Annotated in this window: 16 protein-coding genes, 2 tRNA genes, 2 rRNA genes and 1 other RNA gene; 12 read left to right on the top strand and 9 right to left on the bottom strand. The window is 28.2% G+C overall.

Translation table 11 applies throughout. The features are described from left to right. Window positions 1-21 precede the first annotated feature (21 nt). Window positions 22-1,011, top strand: a complete 990-nt coding sequence (locus D9V67_RS02580; protein ID WP_158359831.1) for a DNA-directed RNA polymerase subunit alpha — start codon at window positions 22-24, stop codon at window positions 1,009-1,011. A gap of 44 nt (window positions 1,012-1,055) precedes the next feature. Then, window positions 1,056-1,448, top strand: a complete 393-nt coding sequence (rplQ, locus tag D9V67_RS02575; protein WP_158359829.1) for a 50S ribosomal protein L17 — start codon at window positions 1,056-1,058, stop codon at window positions 1,446-1,448. A 185-nt stretch (window positions 1,449-1,633) separates the two neighbouring features. Here the strand turns inward: rplQ and fmt are convergent, their stop codons facing one another. Beyond that, a complete protein-coding gene (gene fmt / locus D9V67_RS02570; RefSeq protein WP_158359827.1) occupies window positions 1,634-2,578 on the bottom strand; it encodes a methionyl-tRNA formyltransferase in 945 nt (314 codons plus the stop codon). Between the two features lie 18 nt (window positions 2,579-2,596). Then, on the bottom strand, window positions 2,597-3,109 hold the full coding sequence (gene def, locus D9V67_RS02565; protein WP_158359825.1) for a peptide deformylase: 513 nt from the start codon (window positions 3,107-3,109) through the stop codon (window positions 2,597-2,599). Window positions 3,110-3,374: 265 nt separating this feature from the next. Here def and D9V67_RS02560 point away from each other — a divergent pair, with 265 nt between their 5' ends. The 7 genes from D9V67_RS02560 (at window position 3,375) to cspE (ending at window position 9,230) form a co-directional block, all read left to right on the top strand. Further along, a complete protein-coding gene (locus tag D9V67_RS02560) occupies window positions 3,375-3,848 on the top strand; it encodes a DUF494 family protein (RefSeq protein ID WP_158359823.1) in 474 nt (157 codons plus the stop codon). 93 nt (window positions 3,849-3,941) lie between these two features. Continuing rightward, a complete protein-coding gene (locus D9V67_RS02555; protein ID WP_158360100.1) occupies window positions 3,942-4,469 on the top strand; it encodes a Sua5/YciO/YrdC/YwlC family protein in 528 nt (175 codons plus the stop codon). Further along, window positions 4,462-5,289, top strand: a complete 828-nt coding sequence (gene aroE, locus D9V67_RS02550; RefSeq protein WP_158359820.1) for a shikimate dehydrogenase — start codon at window positions 4,462-4,464, stop codon at window positions 5,287-5,289. Before D9V67_RS02555 ends, aroE begins: the two co-directional genes overlap by 8 nt. 155 nt (window positions 5,290-5,444) lie before the next feature. Further along, a tRNA-Glu gene (locus D9V67_RS02545) sits at window positions 5,445-5,517 on the top strand. Window positions 5,518-5,685: 168 nt separating this feature from the next. Next, window positions 5,686-8,602 (top strand): 23S ribosomal RNA (locus D9V67_RS02540). A 103-nt stretch (window positions 8,603-8,705) separates the two neighbouring features. After that, window positions 8,706-8,821: ribosomal RNA gene (rrf, locus tag D9V67_RS02535) — 5S ribosomal RNA — on the top strand. A gap of 199 nt (window positions 8,822-9,020) precedes the next feature. Next, window positions 9,021-9,230: a transcription antiterminator/RNA stability regulator CspE gene (gene cspE, locus D9V67_RS02530; RefSeq protein WP_025369112.1), complete on the top strand. Its 210-nt coding sequence runs from the start codon at window positions 9,021-9,023 to the stop codon at window positions 9,228-9,230. Window positions 9,231-9,341: 111 nt separating this feature from the next. Here cspE and ybeD read toward each other — a convergent pair whose 3' ends face one another. Then, window positions 9,342-9,605 carry a DUF493 family protein YbeD gene (gene ybeD, locus D9V67_RS02525; RefSeq protein ID WP_158360095.1) on the bottom strand — a complete coding sequence of 88 codons (264 nt, stop codon included), beginning with the start codon at window positions 9,603-9,605 and terminating at the stop codon, window positions 9,342-9,344. Window positions 9,606-9,854: 249 nt separating this feature from the next. Here ybeD and cysS point away from each other — a divergent pair, with 249 nt between their 5' ends. After that, entirely contained in the window at window positions 9,855-11,240 is a 1,386-nt protein-coding gene (gene cysS, locus D9V67_RS02520) for a cysteine--tRNA ligase (RefSeq protein ID WP_158359818.1), read from the top strand. 21 nt (window positions 11,241-11,261) lie between these two features. Here cysS and folD read toward each other — a convergent pair whose 3' ends face one another. After that, window positions 11,262-12,119 (bottom strand): bifunctional methylenetetrahydrofolate dehydrogenase/methenyltetrahydrofolate cyclohydrolase FolD, encoded by an 858-nt coding sequence (gene folD / locus D9V67_RS02515; protein WP_158359816.1) that lies wholly within the window; start codon window positions 12,117-12,119, stop codon window positions 11,262-11,264. A 164-nt stretch (window positions 12,120-12,283) separates the two neighbouring features. On the opposite strand from folD, the gene D9V67_RS02510 reads away from it, so the two are divergent. Then, window positions 12,284-12,357, top strand: a tRNA-Arg gene (locus D9V67_RS02510). A 19-nt stretch (window positions 12,358-12,376) separates the two neighbouring features. Here the strand turns inward: D9V67_RS02510 and adk are convergent. The 5 genes from adk to dnaX all read right to left on the bottom strand — a co-directional run bounded on the left by adk (window position 12,377) and on the right by dnaX (window position 17,228). Beyond that, window positions 12,377-13,036: an adenylate kinase gene (adk, locus tag D9V67_RS02505; protein ID WP_158359813.1), complete on the bottom strand. Its 660-nt coding sequence runs from the start codon at window positions 13,034-13,036 to the stop codon at window positions 12,377-12,379. A gap of 68 nt (window positions 13,037-13,104) precedes the next feature. Further along, window positions 13,105-14,979: a molecular chaperone HtpG gene (gene htpG, locus D9V67_RS02500; RefSeq protein ID WP_158359811.1), complete on the bottom strand. Its 1,875-nt coding sequence runs from the start codon at window positions 14,977-14,979 to the stop codon at window positions 13,105-13,107. Between the two features lie 91 nt (window positions 14,980-15,070). Next, window positions 15,071-15,403, bottom strand: coding sequence for a YbaB/EbfC family nucleoid-associated protein (locus D9V67_RS02495; RefSeq protein ID WP_158359809.1), 333 nt, complete (start codon window positions 15,401-15,403; stop codon window positions 15,071-15,073). 44 nt (window positions 15,404-15,447) lie between these two features. Further along, window positions 15,448-16,068 carry a DNA polymerase III subunit gamma/tau C-terminal domain-containing protein gene (locus D9V67_RS02490; RefSeq protein WP_158359808.1) on the bottom strand — a complete coding sequence of 207 codons (621 nt, stop codon included), beginning with the start codon at window positions 16,066-16,068 and terminating at the stop codon, window positions 15,448-15,450. Window positions 16,069-16,142: 74 nt separating this feature from the next. After that, window positions 16,143-17,228, bottom strand: a complete 1,086-nt coding sequence (gene dnaX / locus D9V67_RS02485) for a DNA polymerase III subunit gamma/tau (protein WP_158359806.1) — start codon at window positions 17,226-17,228, stop codon at window positions 16,143-16,145. 251 nt (window positions 17,229-17,479) lie between these two features. Here dnaX and ffs point away from each other — a divergent pair. Then, an RNA gene (ffs, locus tag D9V67_RS02480) (signal recognition particle sRNA small type) lies at window positions 17,480-17,574 on the top strand. Window position 17,575 lies beyond the last annotated feature (1 nt).

The raw sequence follows: 17,575 nt of genomic DNA, 5'->3' as shown, positions 1-17,575 counted from the left end.
ACTATTCAAAGAGAGGATTATATGCAGAATTCTATTATGGGTTTTTTAAAGCCACGATTAGTTGATATTGAGCAAATTAGTGAAACTCATACTAAAGTTACTTTAGAGCCATTAGAAAGAGGATTTGGCCATACACTTGGAAATGCACTCCGTAGAATTCTTCTGTCTTCCATGCCTGGATGTGCAGTTACCGAAGTTGAAATTGATGGAGTTCTTCATGAGTATAGTACTAAAGAAGGTGTACAAGAAGATATTTTAGAAATATTGTTGAATTTAAAAGGATTAGCTGTAAAAGTATATGGTAAAGATGAAGTTTTTCTCACATTACATAAAACTGGAATTGGTTCAGTGACTGCTGCAGATATTATGCATGATGGTGATGTTGAAATTATTAAACCAGATCATGTAATTTGTAACTTAACGTATAAACATTCTTCTATAAAAATGAAAATAAAAGTAGAACGTGGAAGAGGTTATATTCCTGCTGCTGCTAGAGTGCATACAGAAGATGATATTCGGCCAATTGGTTGTTTACTAGTGGATGCTTGTTATAGTCCTATAGATCGAATTGCTTATAATGTAGAAGCTGCACGTGTAGAACAAAGAACAGATTTAGATAAGTTGATAATTGAAATAGAAACTAATGGTACAATTGATCCGGAAGAAGCTATTCGACGTGCAGCAACGATTTTATCAGAACAATTAGAAGCATTTGTTGATTTAAGAGATGTGAGTGAACCTGAGATCAAAGAAGAAAAACCTGAATTTGAACCAATTTTATTGCGTCCAGTAGATGATTTAGAATTAACAGTCCGATCTGCTAATTGTCTTAAAGCAGAATCAATACATTATATTGGTGATCTAGTACAAAGAACTGAAGTAGAGCTTTTAAAAACTCCTAATTTAGGAAAGAAATCTTTAACTGAAATTAAAGATATATTAGCTGCTCGAAGTTTATCTCTTGGTATGAGATTAGAAAACTGGCCACCATCAAGTATTATAGATGAATAATGTGTATTGTATTTAATATTTATATTAGTAAAAGGAATGAACTTATGCGTCATCGAAAAAGTGGTCGTCAATTAAATCGTAATCGTAGTCATCTAAATGCTATGTTAAAAAATATGGCATGTTCATTATTTGTACATGAAATTATAAAAACAACATTGGCTAAAGCAAAAGAATTACGTCGAATTGTTGAACCAATGATTACTTTATCTAAAATTGATACAGTCGCACATAGAAGATTATTATTTTCTCGTATTCGTAACAATGAGGTAGTAGCAAAATTATTTAAAACATTAGGACCTAGTTTTTTTACTAGATTAGGAGGTTATACACGTATTTTAAAATGTGGATTTCGATCTGGAGATAAAGCTCCAATGGCTTATATAGAATTAGTTGATCGTGTTAAAAAAAATAAAAAAACGGAAATAATAGAAAAATAACATATTATTGATAGTTCTTTTTTTATAAATATGTTTAAAAATATTTAAATATATAATCTTTAATTAGAAAGAATAATGTTTGTTTTCATATATAGCAAACGGAACGATACCGTTTGCTTATCTATTATATAAAATATTTTTTAAAAAAAAATAACAAAATTCTACTGATACATTAATTATGTTTTTTATATAATAGTACCAGTTTGAAATAATTTTTTTTTTGAAAGAAGAATTTGTTTAACATCCATAATTTTTTTTCCAGGAAATTGTAATTTTTCAATATTTAATATTTGATAAGATGTATTTATTTGAATACCATCGCTATTAGATGAGATAATTTCTCCTATGCAGGCATTTGTTTTTATAAAAGGAACTACTTTGGCTTGCCATACTTTGATAGTCTGGTTTTTTAGTATAAAATAAGAGATGGGCCATGGATTAAATGCCCGTATTAATCGATCTAATTTTTCGGCTTCTATATTCCAATTTAATAATGCATCTTTTTTATATATTTTTTTTGATAAAACTACATATTTTTCATTTTGCTTATTTTCAACAATAGTATGAGTATTAATTTTTTCTAAGACTTCTAATAATGCTTGAATTCCAAATTTTATTAATTTAATAGATAAGCTATAAGTAGTATCTTTTATGGATATATTGCATTCTTTTTGATTTATTATAGTTCCAGAATCAATTTTTTCATTCATTTTTATAATGCTGATACCTGTTTTTTTATCACCGTATAAAATTGCTGACTGAATGGGTGTAGCTCCTCTCCATCGAGGTAACAATGAAGCGTGGACATTGATACATCCTTGAGGAAACATAGTAAGAAGTTTTTTAGGTATTATTTTACCATAAGATACTACGATTAGTATGTCTGCATTTAATAACAATAGTTTGTCTTGAAATATTTTATCATTTAAATTCATAGGTTGTAAAATAGGAATTTTATTGATAATAGATATTTTTTTAACAGGAGAAAAAATAATTTTTTGTCCTCGTCCAGAAGGTAAATCTGGTTGAGTAATTACTGATATTACTTTATATGAAGAACTAATTAATGCTTTTAGATGTTCTGCAGAAAAATATGCAGTACCAGCAAAAATAATCTTTAATTTTTTCAAGTTTGTTTCATTCCTTTATTAAAATACTATTTTTCTTTTCTTGTTTATTTTTTCAAATTTTTTTTTAAGTCTTTCTTGTTTAAATTTTGATAGATAATCAATAAATAGTTTACCTTTTAGATGATCTATTTCATGCTGTATACAAATAGATAAGATTGATTCTGCTTCTATTTCTATTTTTTCACCATATAAATTAATAGCTTGAACTTTGACATAATTTGCTCTTGGAACAGAGGCACGATAATCTGGAATTGATAGGCATCCTTCTTCAATGCTAATATTACCTTCTTTTTTTATAATTTTAGGATTGATTAATACTAAATTAGTTTTTTGTTGTTCTATTTTATTAATTACAATAATTTGTAATTGAATATTTACTTGAGTTGCGGCTAAACCGATTCCTTCTTCTTTATACATTGTATAAAGCATATTATTTGCAATATTTTTTATACTTTTATTGATTTTATCTATAGGTTTCGCAATTAGTCTTAAACGTTTATCTGGATAATATAGTATTTTTAATAAAGACATATCTATTTAAATATAAAATTATTGAATTTTATATATTAGTATAAACTTTTTTATTATAATTAAAAGTTTACTAGTATTATTTTTTATATTTTTTTATTTTAAAATAAATATAATTTTTTTACGATGCTAAATGCTATTTATCAAAATTTATTTACAGTATATGATAATATTTTGCATATTATATATTAATCATACTCATGATAAAGTGATATGTAAGAATATATTACTAAATATTTAAATTTTTTAATATGTGATTGAGGACGTAATGTTTGATATATTAATATATTTGTTTGAAACCTATGTACACAGTAAATCAAAAATTTCTATTGATTATGATAGTTTAACCAATGATTTATCAGATATAGGTTTTGAACAAAGAGATATTTATAATGCTTTACGCTGGTTAAAAAATTTATCTTCTCATAAAAATAATATTATTTCATCTATAAATACGCTATCAAAACAAATTTCTATTCGAATTTATACAGAAGCAGAATCTTTTAAGTTAAATGCTGATTGTCGTGGTTTTATACTTTTTTTAGAACAATTAGAGATATTAACATTAGATACACGTGAAATGATTATTGAAAGAATTATGGATTTAGACATCAATGAATTAAATCTTGAAGATTTAAAATGGATTATATTAATTGTGTTATTTAATGTTCCTGGATGTGAAACAGTTTATCAAAAACTTGAAAATTTGTTATTTAATTTTAAAGAAGAAATTATTCATTAAATATTTTAGTAAAAAATAATATAATTTTTTTATGGTGAGAAAATATTGATGGAAAAATTTTATTTTTCAGATTCTTTACTTCATTGTATAGAGATGTTAAATAGTGAAAATGTAATTGCATATCCTACAGAATCTATGTTTGGACTAGGTTGTGATCCAAATAGCGAAATAGCTGTAAAAAAATTATTGGATTTAAAAAAAAGAAGTATAGAAAAAGGTTTTATATTAGTAGCTTCAAATTTTCATCAGATAAAAATGTATATTGATGAAAATAAATTATTACATAATCAAAGAAAAAAAATTTTTTTTCATTGGCCAGGACCATTTACATTTTTACTTCCAGCGCATCCTAGAACTCCTTATTGGTTAACTGGTAAATTTAATACTGTAGCTGTACGAATAAGTGCTCATGTAGATATAATAAAATTATGTAATTCTTTTGGAAAAGCGCTAATATCTACCAGTGCTAATATTACCAAGAAATATCCGTGTGTGACTCGTGAAGAACTTTTTAAAAATTTTGGAAAAGATTTTCCACTATTAAATGGAAAGATAGGTAGCGAAAAAAATCCTTCTCAGATTATTAATATTATTAATGGAAAGTTAATCCGAAATGTTTAAAAATAAAAAATTTAATTATGCTTTATTTGGTAACCCTGTAGATCATAGCAAATCTCCTCAAATTCATAATTTTTTTTCAAAACAAACAGGTTTACTTCATACTTATACATCTTATAATGTACTATTAAGTAATTTTAATTTTTCTTTATCTGATTTTTTTCAAAAAGATGGACTTGGAGCAAATATTACTGCTCCATTTAAAGAAGAAGCTTTTTCTTTATCTCATCAATTAACAGAAAGAGCAAAAATTGCTCAATCTGTCAATACATTAAAAAAAGTAAATAATGAATGTATTTTAGGCGATAATACTGATGGAATTGGATTATTATCTGATTTAATAAGATTAAATTTTATAAAAAAACAATATTCAATACTTATACTCGGTGCTGGTGGTGCTGCTAAAGGTGTTATTTTTCCTCTTTTATCTTTTGGATGTTCAATATTTATTTTGAATAGAACTTCATTAAATGCTCAAAAATTAGTTACACAATTTAATAAATATGGAAAAGTAAATGTTTTTGATCCATGTTTATCAAGTACTAAAAAATTTGACTTAGTTATTAATGCTACATCTAAAAATATTGAAAAAAAAGAAGATTTTTTTCCTTTATCTTGTATTTCTTCTCATACTTGTTTTTATGATATGAATTATCAATTTGATAATACACCTTTTATCAATTGGTGTATTAAAAAAGGATATAAATCTGTTTCTAATGGCATCGGAATGTTAGTTTTTCAAGCTTCTCATTCTTTTTTTTTATGGCATAATCAGTTTCCAGAAACAGATTATATTATTAATCTTTTAAATAAAAATTATTAAATATAAAAATATTTTTTTATAAATACTCTAATATTTTAACTAATAGTGAAGATAATAAAGAAAATACTTGACTCTTTTTTTTCGATCTGTATTATTTATATTAGTCTTTAAAAAAATAGTAGTTTTAAAAAAATAAAAAAATTTTTTTATATATAGTCCCCTTCGTCTAGAGGTCTAGGACATCGCCCTTTCACGGCGGCAACAGGGGTTCAAATCCCCTAGGGGACGATAAATAAAAAAATTATTTAAAAAATAATATATACTAATTTAAATTATTGTGATATTCTCAAGATAACTTAAAGTAACATTGTATTTTTAATTACTATAAAGCTCTTTAAAAATTCGGAAAACAAGCATAAATAACTTATTTTTTTAAAAAACACCTGTGGGTTGTAAGGTTAAGCAAATAAGCGTACATGGTGAATGCCTTGGCAGTCAGAGGCGATGAAGGACGTGCAAATCTGCGAAAAGCGTCGGCAAGCTGATATGAAGCGTAATAACCGTCGATATCCGAATGGGGAAACCCGATGCAGTTTAATGCATCATTATTAACTGAATTAAATAAGTTAATAAAGCAAACCAAGGGAACTGAAACATCTAAGTACCTTGAGGAAAAGAAATCAACCGAGATTCCCTTAGTAGTGGCGAGCGAAAGGGGAACAGCCCAGAACTATAATCAATTTAAATTACAGTAGAATGATTTGGAAAAATCAGCGATACAAGGTGATAGCCCAGTATACGAAATAATTTATTATTGTGAGTTCGAAAAGTAGAGCGGGACACGAGAAATCCTGTTTGAATATGGGGGGACCATCCTCCAAGGCTAAATACTCCTGACTGACCGATAGTGAACTAGTACCGTAAGGGAAAGGCGAAAAGAACCCCGGCGAGGGGAGTGAAATAGAACCTGAAACCGTGTACGTACAAGCAGTGGAAGCATATTTTTAAAATAATTTGTGACTGCGTACCTTTTGTATAATGGGTCAGCGACTTGTACTCTGTAGCAAGGTTAACCAAATAGGGGAGCCGAAGGGAAACCGAGTCCTAAATAGGCGTTAAGTTGCAGGGTACAGACCCGAAACCCGGTGATCTAGCCACGGGCAGGTTGAAGGTTGGGTAAAACCAACTGGAGGACCGAACCGACTGATGTTGAAAAATCAGCGGATGACCTATGGCTAGGGGTGAAAGGCCAATCAAACCGGGAGATAGCTGGTTCTCCCCGAAAGCTATTTAGGTAGCGCCTCGTGAATTCATCTACGGGGGTAGAGCACTGTTTCGACTAGGGGGCCATCCCGGCTTACCAACTCGATGCAAACTCCGAATACCGTAGAATGCTATCACGGGAGACACACAGCGGGTGCTAACGTTCGTTGTGGAAAGGGAAACAACCCAGACCGCCAGCTAAGGTCCCAAAGTCATAGTTAAGTGGGAAACGATGTGGGAAGGCATAAACAGCCAGGATGTTGGCTTAGAAGCAGCCATCATTTAAAGAAAGCGTAATAGCTCACTGGTCAAGTCGGCCTGCGCGGAAGATGTAACGGGGCTAAAACTATGCACCGAAGCTGCGGCAGCAAAAATATATTTTTTGCTGGGTAGGGGAGCGTTCTGTAAGCCAATGAAGATATATTGTAAAATATATTGGAGGTATCAGAAGTGCGAATGCTGACATGAGTAACGATAAAGCAGGTGAAAAACCTGCTCGCCGAAAAACCAAGGTTTCCTGTCCAACGTTAATCGGGGCAGGGTAAGCCGACACCTAAGGCGAGGCTGTAAAGCGTAGTCGATGGACAACAGGTTAATATTCCTGTGCTTAATATTACTGCGAAGTGGGGACGAAGAAGGTTAAGTTATCCAGGTGACGGTTATCCTGGTTTAAATGTGTAGGTATGATAATTAGGCAAATCCGGTTATCTTTAATCTGAGGCATGATGACGAATCATTAAGGTGATGAAGTAACTGATACCACGCTTCCAAGAAAAGCCTCTAAGCATCAGGTAAAATTAAATCGTACCCTAAACCGACACAGGTGGTTAAGTAGAGAATACTAAGGCGCTTGAGAGAACCCAGGTGAAGGAACTAGGCAAAATAGTGCCGTAACTTCGGGAGAAGGCACGCTAGTACTAAGTAAAAGAATTTACTTCTATAGCTGAAACTAGTCGAAGATACCAGCTGGCTGCAACTGTTTATTAAAAACACAGCACTGTGCAAACACGAAAGTGGAAGTATACGGTGTGACGCCTGCCCGGTGCCGGAAGGTTAATCGAAGGAGTCAAAGGAAACTTAAAGCTCTAGACTGAAGCCCCGGTAAACGGCGGCCGTAACTATAACGGTCCTAAGGTAGCGAAATTCCTTGTCGGGTAAGTTCCGACCTGCACGAATGGCGTAATGATGGCCAGGCTGTCTCCACCTGGGACTCAGTGAAATTGAAATTGCTGTGAAGATGCAGTATATCCGCGGCAAGACGGAAAGACCCCGTGAACCTTTACTATAGCTTGACACTGAATTCTAAATTTTAATGTGTAGGATAGGTGGGAGGCTATGAAATTAAATCGCTAGTTTTAATGGAGCCAAACTTGAAATACCACCCTTTAAAATTCGGTATTCTAACCTAGTGCCGTAATCCGGTACAGAGACAGTGTCTGGTGGGTAGTTTGACTGGGGCGGTCTCCTCCCAAAGAGTAACGGAGGAGTACGAAGATTGGCTAATCACGGTCGGACATCGTGAGGTTAGTGCAAAGGCATAAGCCAGTTTGACTGTGAGCGTGATAACGCGAGCAGGTGCGAAAGCAGGTCTTAGTGATCCGGTGGTTCTGAATGGAAGGGCCATCGCTCAACGGATAAAAGGTACTCCGGGGATAACAGGCTGATACCGCCCAAGAGTTCATATCGACGGCGGTGTTTGGCACCTCGATGTCGGCTCATCACATCCTGGGGCTGAAGCAGGTCCCAAGGGTATGGCTGTTCGCCATTTAAAGTGGTACGCGAGCTGGGTTTAGAACGTCGTGAGACAGTTCGGTCCCTATCTGCCGTGGGCGCTGGAAGATTGAGGGGAGCTGCTTCTAGTACGAGAGGACCGAAGTGGACGCATCACTGGTGTTCGGGTTGTCATGCCAATGGCATTGCCCGGTAGCTAAATGCGGAAAAGATAAGCGCTGAACGCATATAAGCACGAAACTTGCCCCAAGATTAATCTTCCCTGAAACAGAGATGTTTACTGAAGGGACGTTGAAGACTACGACGTTGATAGGCTAGGTGTGTAAGCATAGTGATATGTTGAGCTAACTAGTACTAATGACCCGAGAGGCTTAACCTTACAACACCAGAGGTGTTTTTAAAATAAATTTAATACAAAGCTTGTTTTACTGAATTTATTACTGTATTAATGTATTTTAATAACATAAAACTTTATTAAAATGCCTGGTAAAAATAGTGTAGTGGTACCACCTGAATCCATTCCGAACTCAGAAGTGAAACGCTTCAACGCCAATGGTAGTACGGGGCCTCCCCGTGTGAGAGTAGGTAACATCCAGGCAAAAAAAAACCCGAAATTTTTTTCGGGTTTTTTTGTATTTAAAATAAATTACTTTCTAGCTAACAGTAGATTTACATGTTAATCTATTTATAATTTATTTTTTTAAATTATGATTTTTAATATAAAAAAATCATTAATAATTATGTATTAATCTTTTTTTTTCAATTTAGTATATTTTTTTCATGTGAAGGTAATATAGATGTCCAAGATTAAAGGTAATGTGAAGTGGTTTAATGAATCTAAAGGTTTTGGTTTTATTACTCCAGAAGATGGAAGTAAAGATGTATTTGTTCATTTTTCAGCTATACAAAGTAATGGATTTAAAACTTTAGCAGAAGGTCAAAGTGTTGAATTTGAAATTACTGAAGGAGCAAAAGGACCATCTGCTGCTAATGTTGTTAGTTTGTAAAATTATTTAATGTTACACAATATAGACATAAATATGTTTTTACTAAGCATATAAGTATGTTCTTTATAGTACGGCTCTTTAATAGGGCTGTACTATACTAAAAAATATTTTTCATAAAACTATTCTAACTATATTAATTTTGCTAATTTCGTGATATAAAATCTCAATTTGTTCAAAATTTTCAGCACATATTGTAATTGATACAGAAAGATAGTTTCCTCTATTGCTTGACTTGACTTGAGGTGTATAATCTCCAGGAATCTGAATTTGAATGACTTTAATTATTTGGTCGATAAGTTCAGGCTGTGCTAAACCAATTATCTTATAAGTAAAAAAACAAGGGAATTTTAACATTTCTCTTAATTTTGTTTTCATCATTAATTCCAGATTTTTTTATAATTTTAGATGAAAGTTGAAAATATTATAAGTAATTATATAATTACGCGAATGAATAATTTATGTTTTATTAAAAACAAGTATTGTTTTTATTTATAAAATATTTAAGCATTTTTTACTAATACTTCTAATAAATTATAGTAATTTATCATTTTATCACATTGATAATATAGAAAATAATATATTTTATGTTATTTTCTTAAAATATATTTTTTAGGACGATGCATCATGTTAAAAATTTTTAACACGCTTACTAAAACAAAAGAATTTTTCGAACCTATTAATAAAAACAAGATTAATTTATATGTATGCGGTGTTACTGTATACGATTTGTGTCATATTGGACATGGACGTACTTTTGTTGCTTTTGATATGATAGTTCGTTATTTACGTCATACTGGTTTTAAAGTAAAATATGTTCGTAATATTACTGATATTGATGATAAAATTATTTTAAAATCGATAAAAAATAATATTGATATTAATGTATTTACTGACTTAATGATTAAAGAAATGAATAAAGATTTTTTTGCATTAGGTATTTTAGCTCCTGATCAAGAGCCACGTGTTACAGATTATATAAATGATATAATTATCATGATCACGAAATTAATAAAAAATAAACACGCATATATTAATTATGATGGAGATGTAGTTTTTTCTGTAGATAGTGATCATAATTATGGAAAGTTATCTCGTCAATCTTTAAAATCACTAAAATCTGAATCTCATATTGTATTCAAAAATATAAAAAAAAATCCTTTAGATTTTGTACTTTGGAAAAAGTCTAAAAAAGAAGAATATTCTTGGGATTCTCCATGGGGCAAAGGTCGTCCTGGTTGGCATATTGAATGTAGTACTATCAATAGTACTCTTTTTCATGGTTTAGTAGATATTCATGGGGGTGGTTCTGATCTACTTTTTCCTCATCATGAAAATGAAAGATCTCAATCTATATCTTTTGATAAAAATTCAAAAATAAATTTTTGGATGCATACAGGTGTAGTGATTATAAATAATCAAAAAATGTCTAAATCTTTAGGTAATGTTTATCTTTTAAGAAATATACTAAAAGATTATAATGCTGAAGTTTTACGTTATTTTTTTCTATCAACACATTATAGGCATCCTATTTATTATTCAGAAAACAATTTAAAACAAGCATACAACTCATTAAAATATTTATATACAGCATTATATAATACTAATCCATATGCTAATGTTGAAGCAGGTAAAAATTTTGTATTAGATTTTTATAATGCAATGAACGATGATTTTAATACTCCTCGAGTATTTTCTGTTTTTTTTCAATTAGCTAATAGAATTAATATTTTTAAAAAACAAAATATGTTAATAGCAAATCAACTTTCTTTTGTATTACAATCGTTAGCTAATTGTTTAGGTCTATTATCACAAGATCCAGAATTTTTTTTACAAAAAAAATCTATGTTAGACAAAAAAATGATAAAAAAAATTGAATTTTTAATCAATAAACGAGATATTGCAAGACGATATAAATCATGGAAAGAAGCAGATAAGTTAAGACACGTATTAATGTCTTTAGACATAATTTTAGAAGATTTACCTAATAAAACAATATGGCGAAAAAAATAATAAAATATTATATAATTTTACTTAACAATCGTGATATTTTTCACATGCTTCTAATGTGTTTTGAAGTAATGTTGCAACAGTCATAGGACCAACGCCTCCTGGTACAGGGGTAATATAAGATGCTTTTAAATAAGCTGTTTCAAAATCTACATCACCTACTATATGCCCATTATTTAATCGATTAATTCCAACATCTATTACTATAGATCCATCTTTAATCCATTCGCCTTTTAAAAATTTAGGTTTACCAACTGCTACAATTAATAAATCTGCATATTTTACATGTTGTTTTAAATTAGTAGTAAAACGATGTGTTACAGTTGTTGTACATCCTGCCAATAAAAGTTCTAGACTCATTGGTCTTCCGACTATATTAGATGCTCCTATCATTACTGCATGCAAACCATGAGTTTTTATATTATTATATTTTAACATGGTTATAATTCCTTTAGGTGTGCATGCTCTTAATTTAGGCGTTCTTTGACATAAAGAACCTGTATTATATGGATGAAAACCATCTACATCTTTATCTGGTTTAATACTACCTAGAATCTTTATAGGATTTATTTGATTAGGAAGTGGTAATTGTATTAAAATTCCATCTATTTTTTTATCATAATTTAATTTATTGATTAAATTTAATATTTCTTTTTCACTAATATTATCAGGAAAATTCCAGCATTCTGAAAAAAAACCAACATTTTTACAAGCTATTTTTTTTTTGTTTACATAAATTTGAGAAGGTGTATTTGTTCCGACTAAAATCATTGCTAATCCAGGTATTTTTTTCCCATTTTTTTTTCTTTCATTTACTTTTTTTAAAATACTTAATTCTATTTTTTTTGCTATTTTATTACCATCTATAATTATTGCTGACATTATTAAGTGACTCGATTAATTTTTGATGTATTATTGAATAATAAAGTATAAAAAATTATTTTTTTATATATGTATAAATTATTAACAAATATATTAAAAATAATTTTAATTTAGTTGCATATATACTATATTAATGTTAAATTTTATTGAATAAAATTATTTATGCGTTCTTAGCTCAGTTGGATAGAGCAACGGCCTTCTAAGCCGTAGGTCACAGGTTCAAATCCTGTAGAACGCAAAAATATGATTATATTTTATTATGTAATAAAATCATTTTTTAATATAGCATCTATTTGTTTTTTAATAATTAATGACGGATGTACAGCATTAATTTTAAAAAATCTTAATGTTCCAAATTTTTCTTTATCTATATAGTATGTAATTACCGGATAAGTCATTTTTTCATATTCTTTTAGCCTTTTTATAATACTTTCTTTCTCATCATCTTTTCTGATTACTAGTGGTTCTCCAGTCAAATCATCTTTATCTTCTATTTTTGGTGGATTAAATTTTATATGATATATTCTTCCTGATTTAGTATGTATTCTTCTGCCAGATATGCGTTCTAATATTGATGTATATGGCACTCTAAGTTCTATTACATAATCTATTTTTATTTTATTACTAGATAAGTAATGTGCTTGTGCAATTGTTCTTGGAAAACCATCTAATAAAAAACCATTATTACAGTCTTTTTTTTGAATTCTTTTTTTAACTAAATTACATACGATATTGTCAGAAACTAATTTTCCTTCTTGAACTGTTTTTTTTACAATATTACCTATTTCATCTTTTGAATAGATACTTTCTCGTAAAATATCACCTGTAGATATTTGTGGAATATTATATGTTTCTGAAATAAATCTTCCTTGCGTTCCTTTACCTGTACCAGGTGCACCTAATAAAACAATACGCATAATTATTTCTTATTTTATTTATCTTAATTTTAAGATTACTACTATAGTAGTAGTAATCATACTTTTTATTATGTAAGAAGCAATTTATTCATTCTAGAAATAAATTTATGTGGGTTTTCTAAATTACCTTTTTCAGCTAAAAGTGCTTGATCTAATAATAATTCAATCCATTCATTTAATTGATTTTCATTATTAATTAGAGATATTTTTTTTATTAATGTATGTTCTGGATTAATTTCAAAGATATATTTTAGTTCTGGAACAGATTGTCCTGCTGCAGAAAAAAGTTTAGCCATTTGTGTAGTCATTTCATTAGAATCACTCAGTACAACACATGGTGTTTCTGTTAAGCGATTTGTTAATCTTACGTCTTTTACTTTATCTCCAAGTATTGTTTTTACTTTTTTTAAAAATTCTAATATTTCTATTGATAGTTCGTTATTTTTTATCTTCTTATCTTCTGTTAATTTGTTTAATGATGAATCTTCTTTACTAATAGATTGGAATTTTTTTCCTTCAAATTCAATAAGATAATTCATCATCCATTCATCTATTCGATCAGATAGTAGTAAAACATCAATATTTTTTTTATTAAATAATTCTAAATGAGGACTATTCTTTGCAGATTTATAGCTATCAGCAGTAATATAATATATTTTTTCTTGTTTTGAATCCATATTACTTATATATGTTTTCAATGACATATTTTGTTTATGATTATTATTTTTAATAGACGTAAAACGTAAAAGATTAGCAATTTTTGATAAATTTTCGTGATCTTCTGCAGGTCCTTCTTTTAAGATCAGTCCAAATTGATTCCAAAAAATTTGATATTTTTCATCAGAATCTTTTGATAATTTTTCAAGCATACTCAATGACCTTTTAGTCAATGCTTTTTTTAAGTTTTCTGTAATAGCGTTATCTTGTAGTATTTCACGAGAAATATTTAAAGGTAAATCACTAGAATCAATTAACCCTCTTATAAATCGTAAATAATTAGGAAGGAATTCTTGATAATTATCCATAATATAAACACGTTTTACATATAATTTTAAACCATGTTTGTTATCTCTATTCCATATATCCCAAGCTGCTTTTTCAGGAACAAATAATAAACTAATATACTCTTGATTTCCTTCTACTCGATTATGACTCCATACAAGTGGATCATTTTGGTCATTCGTTAAATGTTTATAAAAATCTTTATATTCTTCTTCTTTAATAGAAGACTTATTTATTGTCCATAATGCTTGAGCTTTATTAATTTGCTCCCAAAAATATGTTTTGTTTTTTTCATCATAATTTTGAATGTATACGGGGACAGTGATATGATCAGAATATTTACTAATTATATTTTTAATACGCCAAATTTCTAAAAATTCTTCTTCTTCTTTTTTTAAGAATAGAGTGATTTCTGTTCCTTTTGTTTTTTTTATAATATTCTTAATATTGTATTCACCTTCTCCTGAGGATTCCCATAGTGTTCCTTCATTATTTTTTGCTCCAGCAAATCTAGTTCTTACAGAAACTTTTTCTGATACAATAAAAGATGAATAAAAACCTACTCCAAACTGTCCAATAAGTTCATTTTTTTGATTTTCTTTTTTTTCTAAAGATTCTAGAAAAGATTTAGTTCCTGATTTCGCAATAGTACCAAGATTTTCAATTGTTTCCTGACGAGTCATACCAATACCATTATCACTAATGATCAGTGTTTTTTGCGCTTTATTGATAGATATTTGAATTTTCATATTACTATCATTTTCATATAATGTTGGTAATGATATAGATTCGAATCTTAATTTATCTATTGCATCTGATGCATTAGATATTAGTTCTCGTAAAAAAATTTCTTTATTAGAATATAATGAATGAATCATTAAATGTAGTAATTGCTTTACTTCTGATTGAAAATGATATACTTCTTTTTTTTCTGTTTTCATAGAAATATCTCTTTTAAAATTATAATGATGTTTTCAGATTAAAATAGTTCTTCAAAAAATGATATTATTTTTTTTGTTTGTACTATTCTATTTATACAGGTATATTAAAACCATTTGGAAGAGGTACTCCTGTAGATATAGAAGACATTTTCTTTTTTTGCACTTCAGAGATTCTTCGTGCTGCATCATTAAATGCAGCAGCTGCTAAATCTTCCAACATATCTTTATCATCATTATGAAGTAAACTAGGATCTACTTCTACACGTCTACAATTATGTGCTCCATTAATAGTTACTTTAACTAATCCAGCACCAGCTTCTCCTGTTACTTCCATATTTGCTATTTCTTCTTGTATTTTTGCCATTTTGTCTTGCATTTGTTGTGCTTGCTTCATTAAATTTCCTAATCCATTTTTAGTAAACATATTATTCTCGCTGTTATTAATATTAAATTTTTTATATAACATATTTAAATAAAATTAATATTTTTTTGTTGAAATTCTGTATTAAATTCTTTTTTTAAAAATTGGACATTAGGATCTTGTATTAATAAAGAATATTCTTTCAAGATTTTTGCTTTATGTATTTTATCAAACCATTCATAAGGAGTTAATCTATCTAGTATATTTTTTTTTTTGATAATCAATTTAATTCTTTTTTTAGTAATAGTGCTAAGATTATTTTTTAATATAGTCCATGCATTGTTGTTGATTAAATATTTTTTTTTATCTATTAAATATATATTCCAATATCCTAAAGTATTTTTATATGAAGTGTTTATCGCTAATTGTTCAGCAATTCTTGATATTTTTTTTAATTTACATATTTGTGAATACCAAGGATCTATTTCTTTTATTTTTTTTAAAATTATTAGATTATGATCGTCTTTGAATAGATTTAACTCATAAAAAAAATTTTTTGGTCTTGAATACATTTTATTGAAATTAATTATTTTTATATTTTCTTTACAGACAGATCTTTTTTTTAATAATTCATTTCTATTTTGTAATAACAATATTGTTTCTTGAGAAATATAATTTTTATTAATTATCTTGTTATATATTTTATTTTTTTTAGTTTTATTTATCATTTTGTATTATAAAGTAAACATATCATTAATATTTTTATTTTTTAAATTATTGATTATAATTTTTCTTAAATATTTTATATTGTATTAATAGCTCGTAGTAAAGTCATTTCCACTCCTATTTTTTGACTTGGAGAAAATTTTAATTCTTTTCTTCCGTTTATTACGATCTGATAACATAATTGAAGTTGATTTTTATTAATATTTTTTGCTATTTTTTGAATTTGATTTGTATAATTTCCTGTAATATTTTTTTGCCATATCAATGGAAAAGATTGTGACATGGTAATATGATATAAAAAATATAAAACTTCTATTAAAACTTCTTCCCATTCTACTCTTTTATTGCTTATTTCATTTAATAAAAATAATGTTTTTGTTACATCTTTTTTTAATACTGCATCAGTCAATAGAAAAGAGTATTTTTCATCAGGAATACCTAATATTTCTATTACATCTTTTGTATTAATACTTCCATTTCCTAAATTTATAGCATGTTCTAATAAATTAAGTGCATCTCTAATACTTCCTTTAGCACGATTAGATATTTTTTTTAAAGATTCTACGTCAAATTTAATTGATTCTTTTCTAAGAATACATATTAATAGTTTTAAAATATCTTCTTCAGAGAGAATTTTTAATTTAAAAGATAAACAACGAGAAATTATAGTTTTAGGAATTTTTTCTATATCTGTAGTTGCTAAAATAAATTTAATATGTTTAGGAGGTTCCTCAAGTGTCTTAAGAAGTGCATTAAAACTATGACGAGAAAGCATATGAACTTCATCAATTAAATATATTTTAAAACGACTTTTAGATGGAGCATAATAAATATTATCTAATACTTCTCTCATATCTTCTACTTTTGTTCGAGAAGCAGCATCTATTTCAATAAAGTCTAGACATAATCCTTTCTCAATTTCTTTACATATAGTACATTTTCTACAAGGATTTGATGTAATTCCTTGGTAACAATTTAAACTTTTAGCTAATAATCGTGCAATTGTTGTTTTTCCAATACCTCTTGTACCAGATAATAACCATGCATGATGAACACGTAGTAGAGACAATTCATTAGATATAGCAGTGACAATATGTTTTTGACCAATTATTTCTTGAAAAGATTGTGGACGCCATTTTCTTGCTAGTATTTGATAACTCATAATAACTCATATAAGATGATATAATTTTTTATAAAAATACTATGCTATCAATATTCATTCTATTATAAAAGTAATCTTATTTAAAAAATATTTTTTAAAATATATAGTTTATTGTTTGGCATTAAATTTAATTATTAATTGTAAATATTAGTTGTAATTTTTTTTTTTATATATAATATAGACAATATAATTTATAAAATTTTTTATACATAATTATATAAAAAATAATTAAATATAAAAATGGAGTTTTCTGTTAGTTCCAAACACTGTAAAATTGAATACTTGGTCAGATCTGGAAAGAAGCAGCCGCATCAGCTAATACAGGTGTTTGATACAGCTAACAGATT

Origin of the sequence: Buchnera aphidicola (Brachycaudus cardui) (assembly GCF_005081945.1) — a bacterium.
GTDB lineage: Bacteria > Pseudomonadota > Gammaproteobacteria > Enterobacterales > Enterobacteriaceae > Buchnera > Buchnera aphidicola_AN.
This window is presented reverse-complemented; position numbering and strand designations above follow the sequence as displayed.